This window comes from Nonomuraea sp. NPDC050663 (assembly GCF_044456985.1).
Lineage (GTDB): Bacteria > Actinomycetota > Actinomycetes > Streptosporangiales > Streptosporangiaceae > Nonomuraea.
The window spans coordinates 559368-583372 of sequence record NZ_JBITGL010000002.1 but is presented as its reverse complement, the minus strand read 5'-3'; the positions used below and the strand labels follow the sequence as shown (position 1 = coordinate 583372).

Genomic DNA, 24005 nt, shown 5'->3' with positions numbered 1-24005 from the left:
AGGGTTCATGGTGTGGGACAGCTGCGCATTGCCCTGGCACAGACCAATCCGGTGGTCGGCGACTTCGCCGCCAACACCGCCAAGCTGATCGAGTGGAGCCGCGAGGCCGCCTCACAAGGCGCGCACCTCGCGGTCTTCACCGAGATGTTCCTCACCGGTTACCCCGTCGAGGACCTGGTGCTCCGCGCCTCCTTCGTGGAGGCCTCCATCGCCGCGCTGGAATCGGCCGCCACCGAACTGGCCGAGGCCGGGCTGGGCTCGCTGCCCGTGGTCGTCGGCTACGTCGACCGGGCCGGCCTGGCGCCCCGCGTCGGCCAGCCCAAGGGCGCGCCGCTCGACGCCGTCGCCCTGCTCCACGAGGGCCGCGTCGTCACCCGCAGCGCCAAGCACCACCTGCCCAACTACGGCGTCTTCGACGAGTTCCGCTACTTCGTGCGCGGCGACCGGCTGCCGATCTTCCGGCTGCACGGCGTCGACGTCGCCATCGCGGTCTGCGAGGACCTGTGGCAGCAGGGCGGTCCCGTCTCGGTCGTCGGCCAGGCGGGAGCCGGGCTGCTGATCGTCCCCAACGCCTCGCCGTACGAGCGCGAGAAGGACGACGCGCGGCTGCGGCTGTGCGCCGAGCGTGCCCGCGAGGCCGGCTGCGCGCTCGTCTACTGCAACGCGGTCGGCGGCCAGGACGAACTGGTCTTCGACGGCGACTCCATCGTGGTCTCGGCCACCGGCGAGCTCGTCGCCCGCGCGGGACAGTTCCAGGAGGAGCTGCTCGTGGTCGACCTCGACCTGCCCGAGGGTACGGCGGAGCCGGGCCGGACCCCGTTCGACGCGGGCGACGGCTCCACGATCACCGTGGACCGCTTCGTGCTGTCGTCCGAGCCCGTCCCCGCCTACCCGCCGAACCCTCCGGCCATCGCGCCGCGCATGGACGACGTCGGCGAGGTCTACGCCGCCCTGGTGCTCGGCGTGCGCGACTACGTCGCCAAGAACGGCTTCGACTCCGTCATCCTGGGCCTGTCGGGCGGCATCGACTCGGCGCTGACCGCCACGATCGCCTCCGACGCCATCGGGCCCTCGCGGGTGAACGTGATCCTCATGCCCTCGCGCTACTCCTCCGACCACTCCATCACCGACGCCGAGGAACTCGTGCGCCGCCAGGGCGTCACCTCGCAGATCGTGCCGGTCGGCGACATCGTCGAGGCCTTCGAGAAGGAGATCTCCATCTCCGGGCTCGCGGCCGAGAACCTCCAGGCCCGCGTGCGCGGCATGCTGCTGATGTCGCTGTCGAACCAGCACGGGCACCTGGTGCTCACCACCGGCAACAAGAGCGAGCTCGCGACCGGCTACTCCACGCTCTACGGCGACTCGGCGGGCGGCTACGCGCCCATCAAGGACGTGCTCAAGACCATGGTGTGGGAGCTGTCGCGCTGGCGTAACACCCACTCCTACGACTGGTTCATGCTCGACGCCGCCGAACCCATCCCGGCCAACTCCATCACCAAGGAGCCCAGCGCCGAACTACGGCCCGACCAGCGCGACACCGACTCTCTGCCGCCGTACGAGATCCTCGACCGGCTGCTCGACGACTACGTCGAGAAGGACATGGGCTCGGCCGAGCTGATCGCCGCCGGGCACGACCCGGCGCTGGTGGCGCGCGTGATCCGGCTGGTCGACCTGGCCGAGTACAAGCGGCGGCAGTATCCGCCGGGGCCGAAGATCACGCCGAAGAACTTCGGCCGTGACCGACGCCTGCCGATCACCAACCGGTGGCGCGAGACTCTGTGACGCCCTTCGTCAAGGAGTTCCCTGACGATCCCGGCGGCGCGGAGCGAGAGTGGCGGACCCTGACGTTCCTGGCCGAACACGCACCCGGCCTGGCCCCGGAGCCGATCGAGTTCGACGGCGAGCGGGTCGTCATGACCCGCCTGCAGGGGGTGCCGCTGCGCTCCCTGCGGGTCACACCCGAGCACGTCACCGCCATGGCGGCCGCGGTCGAGACCCTGCACGCCTGCCCGGCCGCAGGGGTGCCCAGACGTTCCGGCGAGCCGCTGGAGATGGTCGCCTGGCTGCGCGAACGCTGCACGGACCCGGCGGTGCTCGCATGGCTGGAGTCGCCGGGCCTGGAGCACCTGCTCGACGCCGAACCCGACCCGGTGATCGGCACCGGCGACGGGAACCTGGCCAACTTCCTGTGGGACGGCGAGCGGATCCGGCTCATCGACTTCGAGCACGCGGGGCGCTGCGACCGCGCCTACGACCTGGCCGAGATCGCCGAACACGTCTCCCTGTCGTTCCCGTCCTCGTGGTTCCTGTCGCACTTCTCCTACTCCGCGGAGCGGGTCCTGGAGTTCCGGCGCCTGCTGGCGGCCTACTGGTCGGTACGCACGGGGCGACCGTTCAGTGCGGAAAGGCCCTAGGCGCGCGCGGCACGATCTCGCGGCGGAACGCCTCGATGACGGCGCTGATCTGCAGCATCGTCTCGGTGACCGCGAGCCGCTCCAGGTAGAGCGAGCGGCGCGCCAGCGCGGTCGCGTCCACGGCGAAGTAGACCGACATGAGCGGATTGACGAACAACTCGCCCGTGCGGTCGGTGAAGCGCACGTCGCCGAAGCCGCCCCGCAACGCGGCGGCGATGGAACCGTTGACGATGCTCGGCCGCGCCGCCGTATCGGCCTGGGCCCGCTCGACGGCGGCGAGATACGCGGCGCCCTCGCGGCTGTCACGCGGGATCGACAGGGCGCCCAGGTAGGCTCCCTCCCGCTCCAGGGCGGCAAGGTTCTCGAGCACCTGCGTGTGGTTGACGCCGTGGAAGGCGTCGACGCCGAAGCCGAGGCAGACGACGGTCTTGGAGGGCACGTCCAGGCCGTGCACCGCGGCGAGGGAGGCCATGTCCTCCTCCGGGGTGCCCAGGCCGGCCTCGTCGCCGCGCATGAGAATGTCGGTGCCGCCGTCGACGAGCACGACGGCGTCGACGCCCAGGCGCTCGACGAGCGCGCGGTAGGCGGCGCTCAGGGGGCGCACACCGACCTTCGGGAAGGCGTGCACGGTCGAGGGCAGGCCCTGCGAGTCGAGCCACCGCGACAGCGACAACTCGGGGAAGTACCAGGACCGCGCCACGGTGGCCGGGGTCACCACCGTGGGCTCGTCGATGGCGCTGAACGACAGGTTCGCCAAGGTCACCCGCCGCCCCTGCCCCCACAACGCGACGGCCAGCGGCAGCCCCGCGAACACGTCGAACCCACCGCCCGCGCCCGCGATCAGAACGTGGCGCGCATCTCTCAGCCGGGTGAACAGCGGGGGCTCAGGGAGGGAGAACAATCGACAGCCGCCTTCCCAGGTAGGCGCGGAGCAGTTCCTTCGTCTCCTCGATCATCTCCGGATCGTCGTGGTGCGCGCGCAGCAACGCGTCGGCCGCCTCGACGGCCGCGAGCACCGTACGGCGGAGCCGGTCGTCGAGCGGAACCCCCAGCAGCGCCGACACCATGCCCGCCAGCTCCCCCGCGACCTCGCTGTTATCGCCGAAGTCCATGACGGCGAAGCCCGGCACCTTCGCCTTCATGTCGAGGTATTCGGCGACGACCACGTCGATCATCGTATCGAGGCGGGTGACACCCTCCAGCCGCTGCTCCAGCCGCAGGCGGAAGCGCTCCAGGTTGCGCCGCGTGAGCGCCTCGGCCAGGGCGCGCTTGTCGGAGAAGTAGCGGTAGATGGAGCCGATCGGCAACCCGGTGCGCGCGGCCAGGGCACGGGTGCTGAGGGCGTCGTAGCCGCCTTCCTCGAGCAGTTCGGCGGCGGCGTCGAGCATCTGGTTGACGCGCTCGACGCTGCGCTGCTGGACCGGTGTTCGCCTCATGCCGCAAAGAGTAGGGTCAGCCCGCCGAGGGTGTAGCACAGCATCAGCACGAACAGCGGGATCTGCCCGGCGACCGCGCGGTCGGCGGGTAGCAGGCGCACTGAGCGGTCGTGGGCGGCCACGACGCCGAGGACGTGGCCGGCGATGATGGACAGCACCTGGACGGTGGCGATCACGCCGGGCGAGACGGGTTCCTGGTTGACCTGGGCGTCGAGGCCGAGGGCGAGGATCACCGCCCGCTGGCCCTCGATGACGAGCAGCGAGAAGTAGTGCGCCACCAGGTAGCCGATCGCGATGGGCACCAGGGAATGGGCGAAGCGCGGGGTCAGGCCGCGGGCGCCGCCGATCAGGCCGGCCAGGCGCAGGCAGGCGCCGTACAGGAGGGCGACGAGGGCGATGGCGGCGAGCAGGCCGGCGGTGCCGAGGCCGACGCGGCCGAGGGGGCCTGACTGGAGGGCGTCGACCCAGGCGGGCGCGGTGGAGATTCCGTCGTAGCCGGTGCTGCCGAGCAGGACGCAGACGGTGGCGACCAGGCCGGGCGCCGGGGTGATGGCGTCGAGGTTGTCGAGGGGGTTGCGCAGGACGAGCGCCCCGTCGCGTCTACCGACGGGTGACAGGTGGCCGATGAGCGTCGAGTAGGCCTCGAACGGGTCGCCGTGCCGCAGCCACGCGTGGCCGTAGCGCAGCACGCCGGTGACCTGCGCCGTGCCGTACAGCAGGAGGAAGGCCAGGAGGGTGCCGGGGGCGGCGGGTTCCGGGGCGACCAGTTCCATCCAGGTGAAGGCGAGCAGGCCCGCGGCGGCGGGCCAGTAGCCGAGGCGGGCGGGCAGGGGTGCGCGCGGGCGGTCGGGCAGGAGCCTGAAGGGGCTCAGGCCGCGCCATACCGGCCCGAGGAGCAGCGACAGCGGGACGAGGCCGACCCAGAAGAGCACGTAGATGAGGTACGGCGCGGCGTTGTCGTCGGCGGGTCCGAGGATCAGCCAGCCGAGGGTGTAGAGCAGGGCTGCCAGGGTCAGCCATCGCAGCGGCCGCACCGGGGGCCGCATCCGCAGGACGCGGCCGCGGTCGGCGTCGAAGCGCGAGTCGGCCCACAGCAGTCCCAGCGCCAGGAAGGAGATGACCAGGGCCGCGAAGGCCCCGGCGTAGGCGTAGAACAGCGGGATCGGCAGATCGCTGCGGCTGCCGACCCCGTGCGCGAAGATCATTTGACGGCCACCTGGACGAGCACCAGTTTGCTGCCGTGCGTCTCGACCTCGAAGACGCCGGTGAGGTCGGCGGTGAAGGTGATCGTCACGGCCTGCCCGGCGGGCAGCGCGGCGGTGACGTCGTAGCCGTGCACGTGCAGTTCGTCGGCGACGTCGCTGGTGACGGTGAGGCTGACCTGCTGCCCCTTGGCCACCGACAGCCAGCCGGGCGGCGGCGAGACCTTGCCGCCGCTCACGGTGACCGTGGCCCTGGCGTCGGCGGCGCCCGTCGGTGTGCCGGTGACCACCTGGTGGCTGGTGCCGGGCCGGTGGTGGGTGTCGGACAGCGGCCCGCACGCCGCCAGGGCGAGGCAGGCCGCGAGGGCGAGCCAGGCCCTCATGCGGCCTCCTTGACCGTACGGCGGGGCCGGGGCGCCAGCACGACGACCGCCCACAACACCCAGATGCCGGTGAACAGTCCCCTGAACCAGCCCGGCCCGAGCGGGATCAGCGGGATGAGGTAGATCAGCCGGTCGACGGCGTCGGCCAGCGTGAGCACGCCCAGCAGCAGCGTGAACCACCCGAACACCGGCCGTTCGCCGCGCAGCACCACGCCGAGGAGCGTGAGCCAGGCGCCCATCAGGGCCACCGCCGCCCCGGTGAGCAGCGTGGAGCCCGTGGCCGCCGCGACGACGTCGAGGGCCAGGCCCACTATCCCGGCGGCCGCGGCGACGATCACCAGGCCGCGCCGTACACGGACCGCGAAGAGCACGGCCAGCAGCGCGAGCACGAGCGAGCCGCCGAGCGCGACCTGGGTCTCGACCATGCCGATCCCGGACGCCCCGAACCAGTCGCAGCCCGCGGGCAGCCGGACGTCGCGGGCGCTGAAGTCGGAGCACAGGTAGAGCTTCATGACCTTCATCGGCTCGGCCAGCACGCGGCTGGAGCCGCCGGTGAGCCCTTCGGGGGTGCAGACGGGCAGCGCGGCCGGGCTGGAGGCGCCGGTGTCGCCCTGGAAGCAGTTGCCGGTGCCCTGGCCGTCCCACCACACGTCCAGGGCGTTGCCGGTGAAGACGTTGCCCTCGTAGCGGTTGTGGTTGGAGGTGTCGGCCTGCTTGGCCAGGTCCTCCTCGCCGCGGATGAAGGCGGGCACGCCGAACAGGTGGAATCCGGTGGTGCGGTGGCCGCTGACCTGATTGCCCTTGAAGACGTTGTAGTTGCCGCCCGCGACCAGCAGGCCGACGCCTGTCGGCACGCCGACCTGGGGACAGACCACGCCGTTCTCGTAGCCGCGCTCGGCGGGCGGCTTGGAGCAGGTGCCGTCGCGCAGGTGGCCGTAGTAGTCGGCGTTGTTGTTGTAGATCTTGTTGTTCTCGAACTTGGCGTGGTTCTGCGGGAGTCCGGGGTGGTCGGGCCAGAGGCTGTCCATCGTGGCGCCGACCATGTTGTCGTAGAACTCGTTGTCGTGCGCCCAGACCGAGTCGCCCGCCGTGCCCGAGTAGCCGAGGGCGTTGTGGTGCGACTTGCAGCGGCGGATCTCCACCGCGTAGCGCTCGACGTCGTGGCCCTTGCCGTCGTTGAGGTTGGAGGCGCTGCCCGGGTACAGCCCGCCGTCTCCGTTGCCGTAGGCCTCGCAGTCGGTGTAGAGGCCGTGGTCGGTGGCGAAGGTGAGGAAGCCGTACTCGTCGGTCCAGCGGCCGAGCACCCGGTCGATGACGAATCCGTCGGTCTCGAGCACGTAGACGCCGTTGAAGGTGGTGCGCTGGGCGGTGAAGTTGCGGAAGTAGATCCCGTCGGCGCGGTCGGCGCGCACGGCGTTGAGCTTGCGGTACTCCGCGTCGATGATCACGTCGGTGGGGTCGGCGCCGGTGCCCTCGATCTGCAGATCCCGCTTGCCGAGGATGGCGACCAGGTTCTGGTTGTGCGGGCACTTCTGCTGCTCTTCGAAGGAGAGGATCTGGTAGCCCCAGTCCGACCAGCGGGCGGGCAGCTTCGCGCAGTCTCCCGCGGGCGCGGCCTGGCTGGGCTCCTCCAGGTAGAGGCCGGGCAGGATGGCGATCGCCATGCCAGGACGGTCGACCTTGTCGACGGCTTCCTGCAGGTGCCGGGTGCCGTCCTGCTGGCAGCGTTCCCACAGCTGGAGGTTGCGGGCCTTGAGGTCGGCGGGGAAGTCGGCGACGGCCCGCTCGAACGCGGCCTTGTCGCTCTTGCAGACGAGCAGGTCCGGCTCGGCCTGCCGGTGGGCGGGGACCGAGCCGGAGCCGTCGGGGATGGTGATCTCCCGCTCCTCGTGCGCGAAGGCGGCGCTCGCGGGTAGGAGCAGGCCCAGGGTCAGACCGACCAGGGCGAGTAATCGGCGCATGCGGCGGAGACTAGAGCATTGTTCACTTTCTGCCTAGACCGGCGAGCACCTGATCGACGATCCGCTGCGGCAGGTCTTCGGTCAGGTCCTCGGGGTCGGCCCAGCGGGTGAACATCACCATCGGGCCGCTCACGATCTGCATGGCCAGGTCGATGTCGAGGTCGGGCTGGAGCTCGCCGTTGGCCACGCCCCTGCGCAGCACCTTCCGCATCGCCTCGCGCCGCGGCTCGATGGCGATGCGGCGGAACTTCTCGAACAGGTGGGGATAGCGGTCCGACTCGCTCATCGCGATGTTCATCACGCACCGGCGGTCGCTCTGCAGGGCGTCGAGCCGCATCGCCTCCATGAGCACGATGAGATCGCCGCGCACCGAGTCCCCCGGCAGGTCGGGCACCGGCGACTTCAGCGTGGCCAGGGCGTCGACGACCAGGTCCTCCTTGTTGGACCAGCGCCGGTAGATCGTCGTCTTGCCCACGCCGGCTCTGGCCGCGATCGCCTCGATCGTGAGCTCGGTGACGCCGCTGCCCTCGCCGATGAGGTCGAGGGTGGCCTCCAGGATGGCCTTCTCGGCCTTCTCGCTGCGCGGACGGCCCGCGGGGCGGGCCGTACCGGTCTCTGTCGTGCTCATCGCGGCCTCACACTACCGCTGGTTCCTTGGTTTCCTGCTGCTTCGGCGCGGCAGGCTCCTTGCCGGGCATCCACTTGAGCACCATCAGCACGCCCAGGAGCGTGATGCCGGCCGAGACCAGGGTGGTCAGGTGCATGCCGTCGAGGAAGGCGTTGAAGGCCGGCGTCATCAGCGCCGGGTCTCCAGTGGCCACGGTCGCCATCAGCGACTCGCCCGCCGCGTGCTGGACGTCCTGCGGGAGCCCCGCCAGCGCCGGGGCGATCTCGCCGCGGTAGGTGGACGACAGCAGCGAGCCGAGCACCGCCACGCCCATCGCGCCGGCGACCTGCCGGACGGTGTTGCTCATGGCCGAGCCGACGCCCGCCTTCTCCCTGGGCAGCGACTCCATGATCGCGGTGGTCGCGGGCGGCATGATGTTGGCCATCGCCGCGCCCTGGAGGAAGAAGAGCACCTCCATCAGCACGATGTTGGTGGTCAGGTCGAGCGTGGCGTACGAGGCCAGGATGCCGGTGACCACGAGCAGGCTGACGGTGGCGGTGAGCTTGGCGCCGAAGCGCTCGTTCACGCGCTGGCTGAGCGGAGCGAAGATCAGCTGGGCGGCGGCGAACGGGATCATGAGCGCGCCCGCCTCGATCGGGCTGAAACCCCTGACGATCTGGATGTAGAAGGTCAGGAAGAACATCCCGCCCATCATGGCGAAGAAGACGATGCCCATCATGCCGATGGCGGTCGAGAACCGCACGTTGCCGAAGCTGCGCACGTCGAACATGGGGTTCGGGACGCGCCGCTCCCACCACACGAAGGCGGCCAGCACCGCGACACCGGCGATCGTGGGCACCAGCACCTCGGCGCTCGCCAGCGTGGCCAGCTCGCCCGCGCGGATGATGCCGTAGGTCAGCGCGATGAGTCCGATGATCGACAGGAGCACACCCACGAGGTCCAGCTTGGACGGCTTGGGGTCACGCGACTCCGGCACGATCGTGCCGATGAGGATCATGCTGATCAGCACGATCGGCACGTTGATCAGGAAGACCGAGCCCCACCAGAAGTGCTCGATCAGGAAACCGCCGGTGATCGGGCCGATCGCCACGGCGAGGCCGACGCCGCCAGCCCAGATGCCGATCGCCTTGCCGCGTTCCCTGGCGGGGAAGACGTTGGAGATGATCGCCAAGGTCGCCGGCATGATCGCGGCTCCGCCGATGCCCATCGCCGCCCTGGCCAGGATCAGCTGCATGGGATCCTGCGCGTAGGCGCTGGCCAGGCTCGCCAGGCCGAACAGGGCCATGCCGATGAACAACATGCGCTTGCGGCCGGTTCTGTCGCCGATCACGCCGAAGGTGAACAGCAGGCCGGCGAAGACCAGCGTGTAGGAGTTGATCGCCCACTCGAGCTCGGCCTGGGTCGCGCCCAGGCCTTCGACGGGATCGGCGATCGTTTTCATCGCGACGTTCAAGATCGTGTTGTCGAGCACGACCGCCAGCAGGCTGAAGACCAGCACTCCCAGGATGGTCCAGCGTTTCGGGTGTCCAGCTTCCTCAGACATGGTCCTGCCTCACTCCTCATTTCGATACGCTTGAGTTTCGCAACGTGAGCGTATCGCAAGGTATTCCGATACGCAACGGTCTCGTTTCGTAAAGTCGGGAACGCCACGGGACCGGCCTTTGCCCGATCATGGATCCATGCTGGTCAGAGTGGGTTTCGTGACGGACGACACCGCTCCAAGCCGCCGCAACGTCCTGGCCGCCGGCCTGGCCATCGGCCTGACCGCCGCGTGCGGCACCTCCCGCGAGACCGGCTCGGCCGCGGGATCCGCGACCGCCACCTCCGGCACGGTCTGCGTCATGACCCCCGAGGTAACCCAGGGGCCCTACTACCTCGACAACCAGCTCGTACGGCAGGACATCGCCGAGGGCAAACCCGGCTTCCCGCTCACCCTCACGCTCACCGTGGTCGACCTGACCGACGGGTGCGCACCCGTCTCCAACGCGCCCGTGGAGATCTGGCACTGCGACGCGTGGGGGTACTACTCGGGCTACACCGACAGGTCACCCGGTGGGCAGGTGCCCGCCGAGGACGGGACCGGCGACGAGAAGACGTTCCTGCGCGGCGTCCAGGTCACCGACGCGTCCGGAGTGGTGACCTTCACCAGCATCGTGCCCGGGTGGTACAGCCCCCGGGTCACCCACATCCACGTCAAGGTGCACCAGGGCGGGGACATCGGCAGGACCTACGACAGCGGGACGACGGTGCAGACGACACAGATGCTCTTCCCCGACGACGTGGTCGCGGCCTACCGCCGGCTGGAGCCGTACGCGCGGCACGTGCTGGAGCCGACGAAGCTCGCCGACGACCAGGTGTACGGCGAGGCGGAGGAGTCGGGGGGCGACCCGAAGGCGATGGTGCCCACGTTGGCGCTCGTCACGCCGTCGGTGGTGGAGGACGGCTACACGCTGGCCATGACGCTGGGCGTCGGCGCGCCCTCCGCTTCATAGAGGGACCTCAGGCGGGGACGCCCTCCTGCACCAGCTCCTCCTCCGCCGTCGCGCCCGACTGGCCGCGGCGCCGCCAGAACGGCAGGGCCAGCAGCACCATGCCCGCCCCAACGCCGCCCGCCATCGCGAAGGCCCAGGCCGGGCCGGCCGAGTCGATGATGGCCCCCGCGATCGGCGCCGACGCCGCGCCGCCGATGAGCAGCGCCGTGCCGTGGAAGCCCATCGCCTCGCCACGCGCCCGCGCCGGCACCCACCGGCTGAGCACGTCGACCGTCGAGGTCAGCGACGGCGCGCAGAAGAGCCCCGCGGGCACCAGCGCCAGCACCACCAGCCGCCAGTCGTGCGCGAGCAGGGCCACCGGGATCGTGAGCACCCCCATCGCGCCGACCAGGAACAGCGGCGAGAACCCTCGCGGCAGCCCGCCGTAGATGAACCCGCCCGCCAGGGAGTAGACGCACCAGATCGGCACCGCCAGCGCCACCCACTGCAGCGCCCCGGTGTGCTCCATCGTCGCCACCAGCGACAGCTCCGTGGCGGTGAGCACGAAGGTGGCGGCGGCGGTCGTGCCGAGCAACGCCACGAAGGCCGGCGTGAACCAGCTGCGGCGCGACACGGCGACCGCCGCCTCCCGCTGCTCGGCGGCCGAGCGCACCGGCGGGTTGAGGATGAGCAGCGCCACGCCGGAACCAGTCATCCCCACGGCGATCACCGCCATCGTCCACGTGCTGCCCAGGATGGTGGAGCCGAGCACGGCCAGGGCCGGGCCCGCCATGTAGGACAACTCCACCGACATCGAGTCGAAGGAGAAGCCCACGCGCCGCTGCTCGACGGGGACCATCGCGGTCAGGCTCTGCCTGATCACCGAGAACACCGGCAGGGCCAGCAGACCGGCCAGCCCGGAGGCGACCACGAGCACCCAGTACGGCATGAGCCACGCGGTGCCCCAGAAGAGCGCCTGCGCCAGGGTCGTGGTGAGCAGGACGGGACGCATGCCGTAACGGTCGACGAACCTTCCCGACAGCGGCGAGCCGACGGCCATGCCGATCGTGCTGGCCATGCCCACGACTCCCGCCGCCGCGAAGCCCATGTCGAGGCCGGACGCGGGCGCGACGTGCAGGGTCAGGGCCATCGCCGTGGCGGTGGCCGGGATGCGCGCGAGCAGCCCCACCAGGAGCAGGGTGCGCACACCGGGCAGTTGCAGCAGACGCCGGTAAGGTTCGATAGCCATGTTGATTGCTTACCTCCACTTCTATTGTGACGGGAGGCACTGACAGTTTCGCCACCGGATTACCAGCGCACCCAGGGGTGTTGAATCCTGTGCGACGCGTGCAATCATCAGAAACGTCCGGGTACGCCACTAGGGGCGCCTCGAGACTCATCTGGAGGGATAGTTATGTCCTCAACCAGCCAGCCGACCACCCTCTACGGCGGCAAGGCAGGGCGCAGGATCACCGTCCGCGACATCGCGGCGGCCAAGGACCGCGGCGAGAAGTGGCCCATGGTCACCGCCTACGACGCCATGACGGCGCGGGTGTTCGACGAGGCCGGCATCCCGGTCATGCTCGTCGGCGACTCCGCCGCGATGGTCGTCTACGGCTACGACTCCACCCTTCCCGTCACGATCGACGACCTGATGCCGCTCACCGCCGCCGTCGTCCGGGGCTCCAGCCGGGCGATGGTCGTGGCCGACCTGCCCTTCGGCTCCTACCAGTCCTCTCCCCAGCAGGCTCTCGAGACCGCAGCGCGCTTCATGAAGGAGGCGGGCGCGCACGCGGTGAAGCTCGAAGGCGGCCGCCGGGTCCTGCCCCAGGTCGAAGCCCTGGTCAGCGCAGGAATCCCGGTGATGGCGCACCTCGGGCTGACTCCCCAGTCGGTCAACGCCTTCGGCGGCTATCGCGTGCAGGGCCGCGGCCAGGCAGGCGAAGAGCTGATGTCCGACGCCAAGGACCTCCAGGCGGCGGGCGCCTTCTCCGTCGTGCTCGAATGCGTGCCGTTCGAGCTCGCCGAGCGGGTGACCACGTCGCTGTCGATCCCCACCATCGGCATCGGCGCCGGCCCCTCGACCGACGCGCAGGTGCTCGTATGGCAGGACCTCATGGGGCTCACGCCGCAGCCCGCCAAGTTCGTCAAGCAGTACTTCAACATGCATGAGGCGATGGACCAGGCTGTGCGCTCGTTCGCGGACGAGGTCGTGAGCGGGGCGTTCCCGACGCGGGAGCACAGCTACAGCTGATCCGGGCTTGCGTAGTCCGGGCGCTGGGTCGCCCGGACTTCGTGAGTGACCTGTTCCGTTACTTCGACGGGAGACGGTCGAGGATCTCCCTCAGGAGCACGCCGTGCTCCTGCTGAATCGCCGTGACCACTCTCTCGAGCGATGTCATTCTGCCTTCCATCGAAGACATCCTGCTCTCGATCTTCGTCATGCGACCCTTGATGTCGGAGACATCTGTGCGCGTGCTTCTGATCGTCTGAGCCAGGGCCTCGGCTTGGCCGGGGCCCGCCCAGGTCTCGAGCACTTCCACTCGTTCGACCAAGGCGTTGAATTCCTCTCTAGGTACGCTCACCCCTCCATGCTAGCGAGCCCCCTACCGGCACACATGTGGATCACATTGACTCAGAGTTGTCAATTGATTACCAGCGTGCCCGGATCGGTGTTGGAGCCGCAGATCACCACAACCACCCTCTCCCCCGGCGCCGGCACGTACGCACCCGACAGCAGCGCCGCGTAGGCCGTCGCCCCCGAGTGCTCGGCGGCGATCCGGTGGTCGCGCCAGAGCGTGCGGCGAGCGTCCTCGATGGCCTCGTCGGTCACCAGCACGCTGGTCACTCCCGTACGGCTGAGCAGGCCGAACGCCAGCGCCCCCAGCTTGGAGGCCCCCAGGGCGTCGGCCGCCACCCCGCTGACGGGCACCTGCACCGGCTCGCCCGCCTTGAGGGCGGCGTTGAGTGTCGGGATGAGCTCGGGCTCCACGGCGACGATCTTCGGCCCCCCGTCGCCCGCCGTGCCCGGAACGGACCCCGCGCCCAGGGAGACGCCGGCGGCGAAGCCGCCGCCTCCCACGGCCACGAGGACGGTGTCCGCGTCGGGCGCCTGCTCCATCAGCTCCACGCCCATCGTCGCCTGCCCGGCGATGACCTCGGGCTGGTCGTAGGCGTGCACCTGCAGCGCCCCGGTCTCGGCGGCCCGTTTGGCCGCGGCCTCGGCGGCCTCCGAGTAGATGGAGCCGGTCTGGGTGATCTCGGCCCCCAGGGCCCGCAGCCCCGCCACCTTGACGGGGCTGGTCACGGTCGGCACGAAGATCTCGGCTCGCACGCCGAGCCGCCGGGCGGCGTAGGCGACGGCGAGGCCGTGGTTGCCGCCGCTGGCCGCGATGACGCCCGTGTCAGGGACGTCGCCGGTGAGGATGCGGTTGAAGGCCCCGCGCGCCTTGAAGGATCCGGAGTGCTGCAGCAGCTCCAGCTTGAAGGTCAGCGTCGGCGTCACCTGGAGGATCGGGGTGCGCAGGACGTATCCCGAGATCCGCTCGGCCGCGTCGAGCGCGTCCTGAAATTTCATGCGTTGTCCAATGCCTGGGCGATGTCCTCCCACAAGTCTTCCGCGTGTTCGATACCCACCGCGAGCCGTACCGTGCCTTGCGAGATCCCCGTGCGGGCCAGTTCGGCCTCGTCGAGCGCCCGGTGCGAGGTGCTGGCCGGGTGGAGCATCAGCGTCTCGACGCCGCCGAGCGAGGGCGCCAGGAGCACCAGCCGCGTCGATCGCATGAACGCCTCGGCCGCCTGCCTGCCTCCGGCCAGGTCGAAGGCGAGCACGCCGCCGGAGCCCGACAGGAGCTTGGCCGCCAGCTCGTGGGAGGCGTGGCCGGGCAGTCCCGCGTAGTGCACCTTGGTGACCTTGGGGTGGTCGGCCAGGCGCTCGGCGACGAGCTGGGCGTTGGCGCAGTGGCGTTCCATGCGCAGCGCGAGGGTCTGCAGCCCGCGCAGGGTGAGCCAGGCGGCGAAGGGGTCGGCGGAGGCGCCGAGTTCGACGGCGAAGTGCCAGGCCTTCCGGTAGAGGGCGTCGTCGGCGAAGACCGCGATGCCGCCGACCACGTCGGTGTGGCCGGAGATGTACTTGGTCAGCGAGTGCACCACGATGTCCGCGCCGTGCTCGATGGGGCGGCACAGGACGGGGGTGGCGAAGGTGTTGTCGACGACGGTGGTCAGGCCGAGCTCGCGGGCGGCGGCGCACATGGCGGGCAGGTCGGCCACCTGGCCGACGGGGTTGGCGATGGTCTCCAGGTAGACGAGCCTGGTCGCGGGGGTGGCGGCGGCGCGCAGCGCGGCGGGGTCGGTCTCGGGCACGTAGGTGACGGTCACGCCGAATCTGGCCACCAGCTCGTTGATCATCGCGGCGGTGCCGCCGTACAGGGCCTCCTGGGCGATCAGGTGGTCCCCGGGCTTGAGCAGCCCGAGCAGCACGGTGTTGATCGCGCCCATGCCTGATCCGGTGGCGATCGCGGCGACGCCGCCCTCCAGGCCCGCCACGGCCTCCTCCAGGGAGCGCACGGTGGGGTTGGAGTAGCGGCCGTACACGAAAGCCCCGTCGGGGCGGCTCATGCCCTCGGCCATGGCCTGCGCGTCGTCGAAGACGAAACCCGAGGTCTGGTAGAGGGGGACGGTGATCGGCGTGCTGCCGGTGACGGGAGGCTGGGGCAGGCGGACGGTACGGGTCTCAGGTCGCATGTCTCAAGGATTTCTCGCCAAATGGCCCGATGTCAGAGCCAATCATGCAAAATTGGTCCATGAATGGAGCCAATCTGGATGACCTGGTGGACCTGCTGGGCCGCTGGGCCTCCGGCCGCGGGCCGCTCTACCTGCTGCTGGCCGCCCGCCTGCGCGCGCTGATCGACGACGGCGTGCTCGGCTCCGGCGCGCAACTGCCGCCCGACCGGATGCTGGCCGAGCGGCTCGCGGTCGGCCGCGGCACCGTGGTGTCCGCCTACGACCTGCTCCAGCAGGAGGGACGCGTGGTGCGGCGGCAGGGCAGCGGCACACGGGTGGCTGAGGTCGACTCCGCGCCGTCGGCGAACAAGGAGGTCATCCCCAATCCCCTGCTCATGCACATCCTCAACCCGCCGGACGGCGTGCGCCTGCTGACCTGCGCCGCGCCCGAGGAGCCACCGTCGATCCTGGCCGAGGCCTACCATCACGCGGCCTCCACGATCGCCCACACCCGCCACGACCTCGGATACCTGCCCGCCGGGCATCCGCTGCTGCGCGAGGCGATCGCCGCCGCCTACCGCCGCCGCGACCTGCCCACGAGTGCCGAGCAGATCATCGTGACCACCGGCGCGCAGCAGGCGCTCACGCTGCTCACGGCGCTGCTGGTGAGCCCGGGCGACACCGTGCTGACCGAGTCGCCGACCCAGCGCGGTGATCAGGCCGGTCGACACCGATCCCCTGAGCGGCGCGCTCAGGGGCGAGCGACCCGCGCTGCTGTACGTCATCCCGACCGCCAGCAACCCCGGCGGAGCGATCATGGACACCGCGACCCGGCGATACCTCGCCGGGCAGGACTTCCCCGTGATCGACGACGAGGTCTGCGCCGAGCTGTGCTTCGACGGCGAGGTGCCCCCTCCCCTGGCCGCCTTCGACGAGCGCGCGATCACGATCTCGTCCATGAGCAAGTCCGTCTGGGGCGGGATGCGGCTGGGATGGATCCGCGCCTCCACGCCGCTCGTCTCGCGCCTGGCCAGGCTGCGGGCCATCCACGACCTCGGCGGCGAGGTCGCCTCCCAGCTCGCCGCGGCCTTTCTGCTGGAGCGAATGGAGGAGGTACGGCGCAGCAGGATCGAGCTGCTGAAGGACCGCCACGACCACCTGTGCCGCGAGCTGGCGACGCACCTGCCCGACTGGGAGTTCAGGCCCGCGCTGGGCGGCCAGACGTTGTGGGTGCGCATCCCCCGCGGCGACGTCGACGCCTTCGCCCAGCTCGCCCAGCGTCACGGCGTGGCGATCGCCCCCGGGCGCGGGTTCGACCCCCAGGGGGCCGTGGTCGACCGCATGCGCCTGCACTTCCTGTTCGCCCGCGAGGAGCTCAGCGCCGCCGTACGGGATCTCGCCCGCGCCTGGGCCGCCTACGACGGCAGCACCGCCAGGAGCCCGCGCCATGCACTGATCGTGTGAAATCTGGGAACGTCACTGGCATGACCGTGGTCCTGCTCCACAGCCCCCTGCTCGGTCCCGCCAGTTGGTCCCCCGTCGCCGCGCTGCTGCCGGGCGCCGTCGTGCCGGATCTGCGGCGCATCGCCAGGCAGGCTCCGCCGTACTGGAACAGCGTCGTCGAGACGGTCGCGGCGCAGGTGCCCGCGGGTCCGCTGACGCTCGTGCCGCACAGCAACGCCGGGCTCTTCGTGCCGCTGCTGTGCCAGGCCCTGGAGGTCGAGCGGTGCGTCTTCGTCGACGCGCTGCTGCCTCCCGCGGAGGGCTCCGTCTCGTCGGGCAAGGACGAGCAGGTGGCCTTCCTGCGCAAGCTCGCCGACGTCGACGGGGTGCTCCCGCGCTGGACCGACTGGTGGATGGAACCCGACGTGGCGGCGCTCTTCCCGTCGAAGGAGATCAGGCAGCGCGTGAGCGAGGAGCAGCCGCGGGTGCCGCTCGACTACTTCGAGCAGACGGTGCCCGTGCCCCCCGGTTGGGACGCGCGTCCCTGCACCTACCTCTGGTACGGCCCGCCGTACGGTGACGACGCCCGCGAGGCCCAGGCACGTGGCTGGACCGTGGAGCAGATCCCCGGCCACCACCTGCACCACCTGGCCGACCCGGAGGCGGTCGCCGCGAGATTGTGAATTCCTCACTGCCGCCCGCGCCGCCGATCGCCAACCATCGAAGGCATGACAGCGATCACGGTTCGGGACCTGAGCAGGTCCTACGCAGGCTTCGAGGCGGTCAGGCGCGTCTCGTTCGAGGTGGCGCAGGGCGAGATCTTCGCCCTGCTCGGGCGTAACGGCGCGGGCAAGACCACCACGCTGGAGCTGCTGGCCGGCTTCCAGAGGCCCGACGCGGGCCAGGTGCGCGTGCTCGGCCTCGACCCCGTCAAGGACCGGCGTGCCGTACGGCGGAGCACGGGCATCATGCTGCAGGAGGCCGGGTTCTTCCCCGACCTGACGGTGAACCAGACGGCCGAGTCGTGGCGCGCCTTCGTGCCCTCGGCGCGGCCGGCGTTCGAGGCACTGGAGCTGGCCGGGCTGCTGCAGAAGGCCGCGGTGAAGGTGCGGCAGCTGTCGGGCGGCGAGAAGCGGCGGCTCGACCTGGCGCTGGCGCTCCTGGGACGGCCCAAGGTGCTGTTCCTGGACGAGCCGACCACCGGCATGGACCCCGAGGGCCGCCGCGCCACGTGGGAGGTCGTGCGCTCCCTGGCGGACGAGGGCACGGCGATCGTGCTCACCACCCACTACCTGGACGAGGCTCAGCACCTCGCCCGCTCCCTGGCGATCATGGACAGGGGCGAGATCGTCACCACAGGCGGCATGGCCGAGATCCTGGCCGCCGGCACCGGGCGGGTGATCTTCGAGGCGCTGCCCGGGATCGATCCCGCATCGCTGCCGCTGCCGGTGCGCGCCGAGGGCGGGCGCTGGGTGTGCTCGGCCGACGACCCCGACCTGGCCGCCCAGACCCTGCTGGGCTGGGCCGCCGCGCAGGGCGTGCGGCTGCGCGGCCTCGAGGTGCGTACGGCGTCGCTGGAGGAGCTCTTCCTGGAGGTGGGAACCGATGCGTGAGACCCTGACCGTGGCCCGGTTCGCCGGGCGGCTGTACTGGCGTGACCGGGTGGTGCTCACCGTGGGCCTGGCGCTGCCCCTCGGACTCGGCATCGGGCTGCCGGTCATGATGCACAGGCTCGGCGCGACGGCCGACACGCGCACCCACCTCGGCGTGCTGGCGATGGTGTTCACGATCATCGCCTTCCAGCAGGCCGCCATCACCCTGACGGCCAGGCGCGACCAGCTCGTGGCCAAGCGCATGCGCGCCACCGGCCTGGGCGACGGCTCGATCCTCGCCGGGGAGATCGTCAACATCGCCTTCCAGGCGGTCGTCCAAGTCATGATCATCTCGGCCGCGCTCTGGGCGATGGGAGTGCTGCCCCCGCCCGCCCATCCGGTGCTGTTCGTGACGTGGGTGGTCGTGGGCGCGATCGTGCTGGCGGCGCTCGGGGCTGCCTTCACCGTGGTGGTGCCGCGGGCCGAGCTCGCCCCGGTGCTGGCCATGCCGTTCTTCATGCTGGCCGGGCTGGGCTCGGGCGGGTTCGGGCCGCTGATCGAGCTTCTGCCCGGCTGGGTGGCGCAGGTGCTGGGCTGGTGGCCCGGCATCGCCGTCGCCGACGCCCTCGGCGAGACCTACACCGGCGGCACCGACTACCTTCCCGCCGTCCTGCGGGTCGGGGCGGGCGCGCTCCTGGCCGCCCTGGTTATCCACAGGGCGTTCCGCTGGGAACCCCGGCGATGACCACCCTGGCTACCATCCCGGCATGAGCATCACCGCCCGCAGGCTCGCGATCACCGTCATCGCCGGCTTCTCCCTCCTGTATCTCACCTGGGCGACGGTCCTCTACCTCGGGCGCGGCATCCCCTGGCTGAGCGTGACCGTGGCCCTGGCGGTGACCGGCGTCTGCGTGCCCCACTTCCTCAACATGCGGGCCGCGCTCGCCGGCGCCCGCCCGCCGCTCCACCCGCTCCCCCTGCTCGTGCAGGCGGTGGCGACCTTCCTGCCCGACGCCTACCTGCCCGACGGCTGGTCAGGGGTCACCGCGCCGCTGCTGGGCGGCGCCCTGCTGGCCCTCGTGCCGCTCCGGTTCTCGATCCCGCTGACGCTGGCCATGTCGGGCTACCACTTCGCCGTCCTGCTCGACAGCGCGGCCGCGTCGATGCTGCCGACCGGCGTCGCGATCATCACGCTCACCACCAACGCGCTCAACCTGTTCCTCGGCTCCACGGCCATCTACGCCCTGATCCGGCTCGTGCGCGTCACCACCGAGCTCGAACAGGCCCGCGCCGACCTCGCCGAGGCGGCCGTGCTCGGCGAGCGGCTGCGCATCTCGCGCGACCTGCACGACGGTCTCGGGCGCAGCCTGACGGCCATCGCCCTCAAGGGCGACCTGGCCTCGCGGCTCCTCGACCGCGACCCGAGGGCCGCGCGGGTGGAGGTGACCGAGCTCGTCACCGTCGCCCGCGAGGCCGCGCAGGACGTGCGGCAGGTGGCCAGGGGGTACCGGGAGATCTCGCTGGCCGGGGAGACGCATCGGGCGGTGGCGCTGCTGGAGGCCTCGGGGGTGGAGTGCCAGGTCAACCTGGCTGCGGCGGTGCTGCCGCGGGCCTCGGAGGAGGCGCTGGCGTGGGCTGTGCGGGAGGCGGTGACCAACGTGCTGCGCCACAGCCGCGCCACGACGTGCTCGATCACCACGGTGGTGGGGGGTGGATCGGCGCAGCTGGAGGTGGTCAACGACGGCGTGCCGGGCGGTGAGGGGGCACCGGGGATCGGGGGTGCTCGCGGGGAACCGGCCAGCGTCTCGCTCGGGGGAATCGCGGTGCCCACCACTGGCGTCGCGACCCTGGCAGCCGGTGGCTCCGCCATACCCACCGTCGACGGCGCGACCGAGGTGGGCGGCACCTCCCCCGGTCTCGGCCACGACGGCGCGCCCGAGGTGGGCAGCCCTTCCCACGACGGCTCGGCTGAGGCAGGCGGCACCTCCCACGACCGCTCGGCCAAGGTGGGCGGCGCCTCCCCCGGTATCACCCACGATGGCGGAGCCGAGGCGGACGATCCTTCTCCCGGCCCCTCCCGGGACGGTGCGGCCGGGGCGAACAAGAGCCCCGCCGATCATCACTCGGTTGTGGCGGGCGGTGGGCTCACGGGGTTGCGTGAACGGGCCGAGCAAGCGGGCGGCCGGTCGTCGGCCTGCCGCGACGGGGGCGCGTTCCGTGTGCGCGTGGAGGTGCCCGCGTGATCAAGGTGCTCCTGGCCGAGGACATGCACATGATCCGCGCCGCCCTCACCGCCCTGCTCCGCCTGGAGAACGACATCCATGTGATCGCCGAGGTGACCCGCGGCGACGAGATCGTGCCCCGAGCCCTGGAGACCGAGCCCGACGTCGCCATCGTCGACATCGATCTGCCCGTGGTCGACGGCATCACCGCCGCCGCCGAACTGCGGGTCAGGCGCCCCCAGACCCGCATCCTGGTGCTCACCGCCATGGGCCAGCCCGGCCAGGTCCGCCGCGCACTGAGCCACGGCATCGAGGCGTTCCTGGTCAAGGACGCCCCAGGCGACCGGCTCGCCGACGCGATCCGCCGCACCGCCGCGGGCCTGCGCGTGCTCGACCCCGAGCTGGTCGCCGCGGCCATGGAGTACGGCGAGAGCCCGCTGACCCAGCGGGAGACGACGGTGCTGCGCGAGGCCGCGCGAGGCGCCTCCGCCGAGGAGATCGCCCAGCGGCTCCACCTGTCGACGGGCACCGTGCGCAACTACCTGACAGGAGCGATCACCAAGACAGGAGCCAGAAACAAGATCGACGCCATCCGCATCGCTCAGGACGCCGGCTGGTTGTGATGCTGCTCGCGGGGCAGAATCCACCGCATGAGCACTAACCAGTGGTGGTTCTGCCTCAAGCACCAGCGGGTCGAGCCCGAACAGGGCTGCCCGAACAAGGACCGCATGGGACCCTACGCCTCCGAGCAGGAGGCCGCAGGGGCGCTGCAGCGCGCCAAGGAGCGCAACGAGGCCTACGACGGGAGAGACGACGACGAGTGAGTACAGGGGTACTCATGCCAACTGCAACCGACACCCGCACACTCGGAGATGGTCCGCCCCTTAAGAGAGGTCGCGTCATGTCGAGGTTGCGAGCTTTGCTGGAGTCGCTTCCGGAAGGTCTGGTGGTACGAGCGGTGTCGCCGCACGCCATCTTGATCGCCGACCCGGACGCCGACGAGTTCCTCACCAAGCGGGAGAGCGCGGTTCTCGGCCTGGTGGCGCAGGGGCTGACGAACGTGCAGATCGCCAGGAGGCTGGAGATCAGCCCGCGCACGGTCGAGAAGCACGTCGAGAACGCGCGGGGCAAGCTCGGCGCCGCCAACCGCACCGAGGCCGCCCTGCTCGCCTACGGCATCACGGCCTGAGGCACCACGGCCCGAGGCACCAACGGCCTGAGGCACCACGGCACACAGCATCACGGCCCGAGACACCCCGCCACGCCCGTCACCGGCCGCCCGCCTGATCCCGCACACCACGGATCACCGGGCGGCCGACGGCTGTAAGCGCACGAGGGGCTACGGCAGGGCGGCGTAGGGCGAGGAGCTAGGGCCGGACGGCGTTGGACGGGAGGGGATACGGCCGGACGGCGTGGGCGGGAGAGGATACCGCACGAGGGGCTTCAGCACGATGGCGTAGGCGCGAGGCGCTACGGCACGACGGCGTAGGTGCGTGGCCTAGGCACGATGGCGTAGGCACGATGGCCTAGGCGCGAAGGGCTGCGGCACGACGGGTAAGCGCGAAGGGCTACGGCACGATGGCGTAGGCGCGGACTGGGAAGGTGCCCATGCCGACGATCATCGGCGGTGCCGCGTGGAAGCGGAACCCGGTGTCCGGCAGCGCGTCCAGCCCCGTGAGGTGCTCCACCAGCGCCACCCCCGCCCCCAGCAGCACCGTGTGCGCCGGCCGCTCCCCCCGGGGCGGCGTGTCGTCGATGTTGAGCGAGTCGATCCCCACCAGCGCCACCTCCCGCTCCGCGAGCCAGGCCGCCGCCTCGGGGGCCAGGTAGGGGTGCTCGGAGAAGTACCGGTCGGTGGAGAAGTGCCGGTCCCACCCGGTGTGGATGAGCACCGCGTGCCCGCGCACGTCGAGTCCCTCGAAGAGCTCCACCCCCACCTCCCGCACGTCGGGCTTGGCGCGGACGACGAGCCCCGGCAGGTCGGCCATGCGTTCCAGCGGCAGCCGTGCCAGGTCCTGCCCGTCGGGGTAGCGGTGGAAGGGTGTGTCCAGGTAGGTGCCGGTGTTGGCGGCCAGGCTGATCGTGCCGATGTGGAACTCGGTGCCGGGGGCGTAGACCTCCCTGGAGTCCTCGCGGCTGAGGTGGGTGCCGAGCACCGGCCCGGGCACGCCAGGGTAGGTGGTCATGCCGTCCGTGATGCGGTGGCTCAGCTCGACGATCATCGTGGTGCCTTCACTCTCGACAGTTTGATCAATGCGGCGACCCCGATCCCGGTCCAGACGACGTTGAGGATGGCCGAGGGCCAGGCGCCCTGATAGGCCGAGTTGATCATCAGGCCGAGCGCGCCGGCGAGGTTGATCAGCTGGTACGGCGTGCCGTCGCCCGACATGCGGGAACTGGAGACCATGGCGTAGCCGTACAGCAGCAGGGCCGCGCCGGCCCAGCCGATGACCGCCATCAGGATGCTCATGCCCTGATTTTTCCGAGCTCGTCAGGTCAAGCGCAAATAAAGTTATCTAAATCCAAGCGTAAGCTGAGCTGCATGGACATCGACCCCCGGCGGCTGCGGGTGCTGCATGAGGTGGCGCGGCGCGGCGGGGTCATGCGCGCCGCCGAGGCGCTGCACCTCACCCCCTCCGCGGTCTCCCAGCAACTGGCCCAGCTGGAGCGCGAGGTGGGCCTGGCGCTCATCGACCGCTCCCAGCGCACGGTCTCCCTGACGCCGGCGGGGCGGGTGCTGGCCGGGTACGCGGAGCGGGTGGAGGAGGAACTCGCCGAGGCCAGGCAGGAGCTCACCCGCTTCACCGAGCGGCTGGCCGGGCCGGTGTCGATCGCGGCCTTCAACACCGCGATCAAGCACGTGCTGGTACCGGCGATGAGGACGCTGGCGACGGAGCATCCGAAGATCATCCCGTTGATCCACGAGATCGAGGGCGCCTCGGCCTTGCAGGAGCTGCGGCTGGGCGCGGTCGACGTGCTGATCACCGAGCAGGACATGTCGCTGCCCGCGCTCTCGCAGCCCTCGCTGGCCAGCCGGACGATCCACATCGATGAGTACCGCATCGTCACCCCGCCCTCGTGGACCGACAGCTTCCACTCGGTGGAGCAGCTGGCCGAGGTGCCGTGGGTGGCGGGCGGGCCGTCGCAGGCCTGCGGGCAGGCGCTCGAGCGGCTGGCGGCGCACCACCGGTTCGTGCCGCGCAGGGTGCATGTGATCACGGAGTTCGCGCCGGTGCTGGCGCTGGTGGCGGCGGGGCACGGGGTGGCGATCGTGCCCTCGCTGGCGCTGCTCGACGTGCCGGAGGGCGAGGTGCGGGTGAGCTCGATCGCGGACGTGGGGGCGCGGCGGCTCGACGTCGTCACGCGCGTGAGCCGTACGCGCTCCGGGGAGCCGGATCCGGTGCAGGCGGTGGTGATCGGCGCGATCGAGGAGGCCACGCAGGCGCTCGACGCGACCCTGAAGCACCTGACGCGGACGACGGTCTAGAAACGCAGGCGAAGAGCGAGGTCCAAGAGGGCAGACCTAGGAAC

26 protein-coding genes and 1 pseudogene are annotated in these 24005 nt (G+C 70.9%); 14 read left to right on the top strand and 13 right to left on the bottom strand.

Annotation, left to right across the window (positions count from 1 at the left end):
- Positions 1 to 12: 12 nt before the first annotated feature.
- Positions 13 to 1782 carry an NAD+ synthase gene (locus ACIBH1_RS07445; RefSeq protein WP_397312740.1) on the top strand — a complete coding sequence of 590 codons (1770 nt, stop codon included), beginning with the start codon at positions 13 to 15 and terminating at the stop codon, positions 1780 to 1782.
- A complete protein-coding gene (locus tag ACIBH1_RS07440; protein WP_397312739.1) occupies positions 1779 to 2414 on the top strand; it encodes a phosphotransferase family protein in 636 nt (211 codons plus the stop codon). Before ACIBH1_RS07445 ends, ACIBH1_RS07440 begins: the two co-directional genes overlap by 4 nt.
- Here the strand turns inward: ACIBH1_RS07440 and ACIBH1_RS07435 are convergent.
- Genes ACIBH1_RS07435 through ACIBH1_RS07405 form a run of 7 tightly spaced genes read right to left on the bottom strand, consistent with a single transcriptional unit; the run spans position 2395 to position 9567 of the window.
- Positions 2395 to 3315, bottom strand: a complete 921-nt coding sequence (locus ACIBH1_RS07435) for a DUF1152 domain-containing protein (RefSeq protein ID WP_397312738.1) — start codon at positions 3313 to 3315, stop codon at positions 2395 to 2397. The two genes, ACIBH1_RS07440 and ACIBH1_RS07435, sit on opposite strands and share 20 nt — an antisense overlap.
- Positions 3299 to 3850 (bottom strand): TetR/AcrR family transcriptional regulator, encoded by a 552-nt coding sequence (locus tag ACIBH1_RS07430; RefSeq protein ID WP_397312737.1) that lies wholly within the window; start codon positions 3848 to 3850, stop codon positions 3299 to 3301. Before ACIBH1_RS07430 ends, ACIBH1_RS07435 begins: the two co-directional genes overlap by 17 nt.
- Positions 3847 to 5055 carry a hypothetical protein gene (locus tag ACIBH1_RS07425; RefSeq protein WP_397312736.1) on the bottom strand — a complete coding sequence of 403 codons (1209 nt, stop codon included), beginning with the start codon at positions 5053 to 5055 and terminating at the stop codon, positions 3847 to 3849. The genes ACIBH1_RS07430 and ACIBH1_RS07425 overlap by 4 nt, the downstream gene beginning before the upstream one ends.
- Complete coding sequence (locus tag ACIBH1_RS07420) at positions 5052 to 5435, bottom strand: hypothetical protein (RefSeq protein ID WP_397312735.1); 384 nt, start codon at positions 5433 to 5435, stop codon at positions 5052 to 5054. The genes ACIBH1_RS07425 and ACIBH1_RS07420 overlap by 4 nt, the downstream gene beginning before the upstream one ends.
- On the bottom strand, positions 5432 to 7396 hold the full coding sequence (locus ACIBH1_RS07415; RefSeq protein ID WP_397312734.1) for a hypothetical protein: 1965 nt from the start codon (positions 7394 to 7396) through the stop codon (positions 5432 to 5434). The genes ACIBH1_RS07420 and ACIBH1_RS07415 overlap by 4 nt, the downstream gene beginning before the upstream one ends.
- A gap of 22 nt (positions 7397 to 7418) precedes the next feature.
- Complete coding sequence (locus ACIBH1_RS07410; protein WP_397312733.1) at positions 7419 to 8024, bottom strand: TetR/AcrR family transcriptional regulator; 606 nt, start codon at positions 8022 to 8024, stop codon at positions 7419 to 7421.
- Between the two features lie 7 nt (positions 8025 to 8031).
- On the bottom strand, positions 8032 to 9567 hold the full coding sequence (locus ACIBH1_RS07405) for an MFS transporter (RefSeq protein ID WP_397312732.1): 1536 nt from the start codon (positions 9565 to 9567) through the stop codon (positions 8032 to 8034).
- 136 nt (positions 9568 to 9703) lie between these two features.
- Between ACIBH1_RS07405 and ACIBH1_RS07400 the strand changes: the two genes are divergently transcribed.
- On the top strand, positions 9704 to 10516 hold the full coding sequence (locus ACIBH1_RS07400) for an intradiol ring-cleavage dioxygenase (protein WP_397312731.1): 813 nt from the start codon (positions 9704 to 9706) through the stop codon (positions 10514 to 10516).
- A gap of 7 nt (positions 10517 to 10523) precedes the next feature.
- Here ACIBH1_RS07400 and ACIBH1_RS07395 read toward each other — a convergent pair whose 3' ends face one another.
- Entirely contained in the window at positions 10524 to 11744 is a 1221-nt protein-coding gene (locus ACIBH1_RS07395; protein ID WP_397312730.1) for an MFS transporter, read from the bottom strand.
- Positions 11745 to 11909: 165 nt separating this feature from the next.
- Here ACIBH1_RS07395 and panB point away from each other — a divergent pair, with 165 nt between their 5' ends.
- On the top strand, positions 11910 to 12749 hold the full coding sequence (gene panB / locus ACIBH1_RS07390; RefSeq protein ID WP_397312729.1) for a 3-methyl-2-oxobutanoate hydroxymethyltransferase: 840 nt from the start codon (positions 11910 to 11912) through the stop codon (positions 12747 to 12749).
- Positions 12750 to 12807: 58 nt separating this feature from the next.
- Here the strand turns inward: panB and ACIBH1_RS07385 are convergent, their stop codons facing one another.
- The 3 genes from ACIBH1_RS07385 to ACIBH1_RS07375 are packed head-to-tail and all read right to left on the bottom strand — an operon-like array spanning position 12808 to position 15238.
- The gene (locus ACIBH1_RS07385) at positions 12808 to 13080 is read right to left on the bottom strand and encodes a hypothetical protein (protein ID WP_397312728.1); all 273 of its coding nucleotides are present in this window, start codon (positions 13078 to 13080) and stop codon (positions 12808 to 12810) included.
- A 59-nt stretch (positions 13081 to 13139) separates the two neighbouring features.
- A complete protein-coding gene (locus tag ACIBH1_RS07380; protein ID WP_397312727.1) occupies positions 13140 to 14072 on the bottom strand; it encodes a threonine/serine dehydratase in 933 nt (310 codons plus the stop codon).
- A complete protein-coding gene (locus ACIBH1_RS07375; RefSeq protein ID WP_397312726.1) occupies positions 14069 to 15238 on the bottom strand; it encodes a trans-sulfuration enzyme family protein in 1170 nt (389 codons plus the stop codon). Before ACIBH1_RS07375 ends, ACIBH1_RS07380 begins: the two co-directional genes overlap by 4 nt.
- Positions 15239 to 15267: 29 nt before the next feature.
- Between ACIBH1_RS07375 and ACIBH1_RS07370 the strand changes: the two are divergent.
- From ACIBH1_RS07370 to ACIBH1_RS07330, 9 genes and pseudogenes are all read left to right on the top strand, one after another.
- Positions 15268 to 15495 (top strand): annotated as a pseudogene (locus tag ACIBH1_RS07370) (GntR family transcriptional regulator); the annotation flags it as partial.
- Positions 15496 to 15928: 433 nt separating this feature from the next.
- Positions 15929 to 16681 carry an aminotransferase class I/II-fold pyridoxal phosphate-dependent enzyme gene (locus ACIBH1_RS07365; protein WP_397312725.1) on the top strand — a complete coding sequence of 251 codons (753 nt, stop codon included), beginning with the start codon at positions 15929 to 15931 and terminating at the stop codon, positions 16679 to 16681.
- Positions 16682 to 16701: 20 nt separating this feature from the next.
- Complete coding sequence (locus ACIBH1_RS07360; RefSeq protein ID WP_397313102.1) at positions 16702 to 17343, top strand: alpha/beta fold hydrolase; 642 nt, start codon at positions 16702 to 16704, stop codon at positions 17341 to 17343.
- Positions 17344 to 17388: 45 nt separating this feature from the next.
- Positions 17389 to 18273 (top strand): ATP-binding cassette domain-containing protein, encoded by an 885-nt coding sequence (locus ACIBH1_RS07355; RefSeq protein WP_397312724.1) that lies wholly within the window; start codon positions 17389 to 17391, stop codon positions 18271 to 18273.
- Entirely contained in the window at positions 18266 to 18997 is a 732-nt protein-coding gene (locus ACIBH1_RS07350) for an ABC transporter permease (RefSeq protein WP_397312723.1), read from the top strand. The genes ACIBH1_RS07355 and ACIBH1_RS07350 overlap by 8 nt, the downstream gene beginning before the upstream one ends.
- Positions 18998 to 19019: 22 nt before the next feature.
- Positions 19020 to 20495: a histidine kinase gene (locus ACIBH1_RS07345; RefSeq protein WP_397312722.1), complete on the top strand. Its 1476-nt coding sequence runs from the start codon at positions 19020 to 19022 to the stop codon at positions 20493 to 20495.
- Positions 20492 to 21097, top strand: coding sequence for a DNA-binding response regulator (locus tag ACIBH1_RS07340; protein ID WP_397312721.1), 606 nt, complete (start codon positions 20492 to 20494; stop codon positions 21095 to 21097). Before ACIBH1_RS07345 ends, ACIBH1_RS07340 begins: the two co-directional genes overlap by 4 nt.
- 27 nt (positions 21098 to 21124) lie before the next feature.
- Positions 21125 to 21298, top strand: coding sequence for a hypothetical protein (locus ACIBH1_RS07335; RefSeq protein WP_397312720.1), 174 nt, complete (start codon positions 21125 to 21127; stop codon positions 21296 to 21298).
- Positions 21299 to 21375: 77 nt separating this feature from the next.
- On the top strand, positions 21376 to 21663 hold the full coding sequence (locus ACIBH1_RS07330; protein ID WP_397312719.1) for a response regulator transcription factor: 288 nt from the start codon (positions 21376 to 21378) through the stop codon (positions 21661 to 21663).
- A gap of 379 nt (positions 21664 to 22042) precedes the next feature.
- On the opposite strand, the gene ACIBH1_RS07325 is transcribed toward ACIBH1_RS07330, so the two are convergent.
- On the bottom strand, positions 22043 to 22696 hold the full coding sequence (locus tag ACIBH1_RS07325; RefSeq protein ID WP_397312718.1) for a cyclase family protein: 654 nt from the start codon (positions 22694 to 22696) through the stop codon (positions 22043 to 22045).
- A complete protein-coding gene (locus ACIBH1_RS07320) occupies positions 22693 to 22944 on the bottom strand; it encodes a hypothetical protein (protein WP_397312717.1) in 252 nt (83 codons plus the stop codon). The genes ACIBH1_RS07325 and ACIBH1_RS07320 overlap by 4 nt, the downstream gene beginning before the upstream one ends.
- A gap of 72 nt (positions 22945 to 23016) precedes the next feature.
- Here ACIBH1_RS07320 and ACIBH1_RS07315 point away from each other — a divergent pair, with 72 nt between their 5' ends.
- Positions 23017 to 23961 carry a LysR family transcriptional regulator gene (locus tag ACIBH1_RS07315; RefSeq protein ID WP_397312716.1) on the top strand — a complete coding sequence of 315 codons (945 nt, stop codon included), beginning with the start codon at positions 23017 to 23019 and terminating at the stop codon, positions 23959 to 23961.
- Positions 23962 to 24005: the final 44 nt, after the last annotated feature.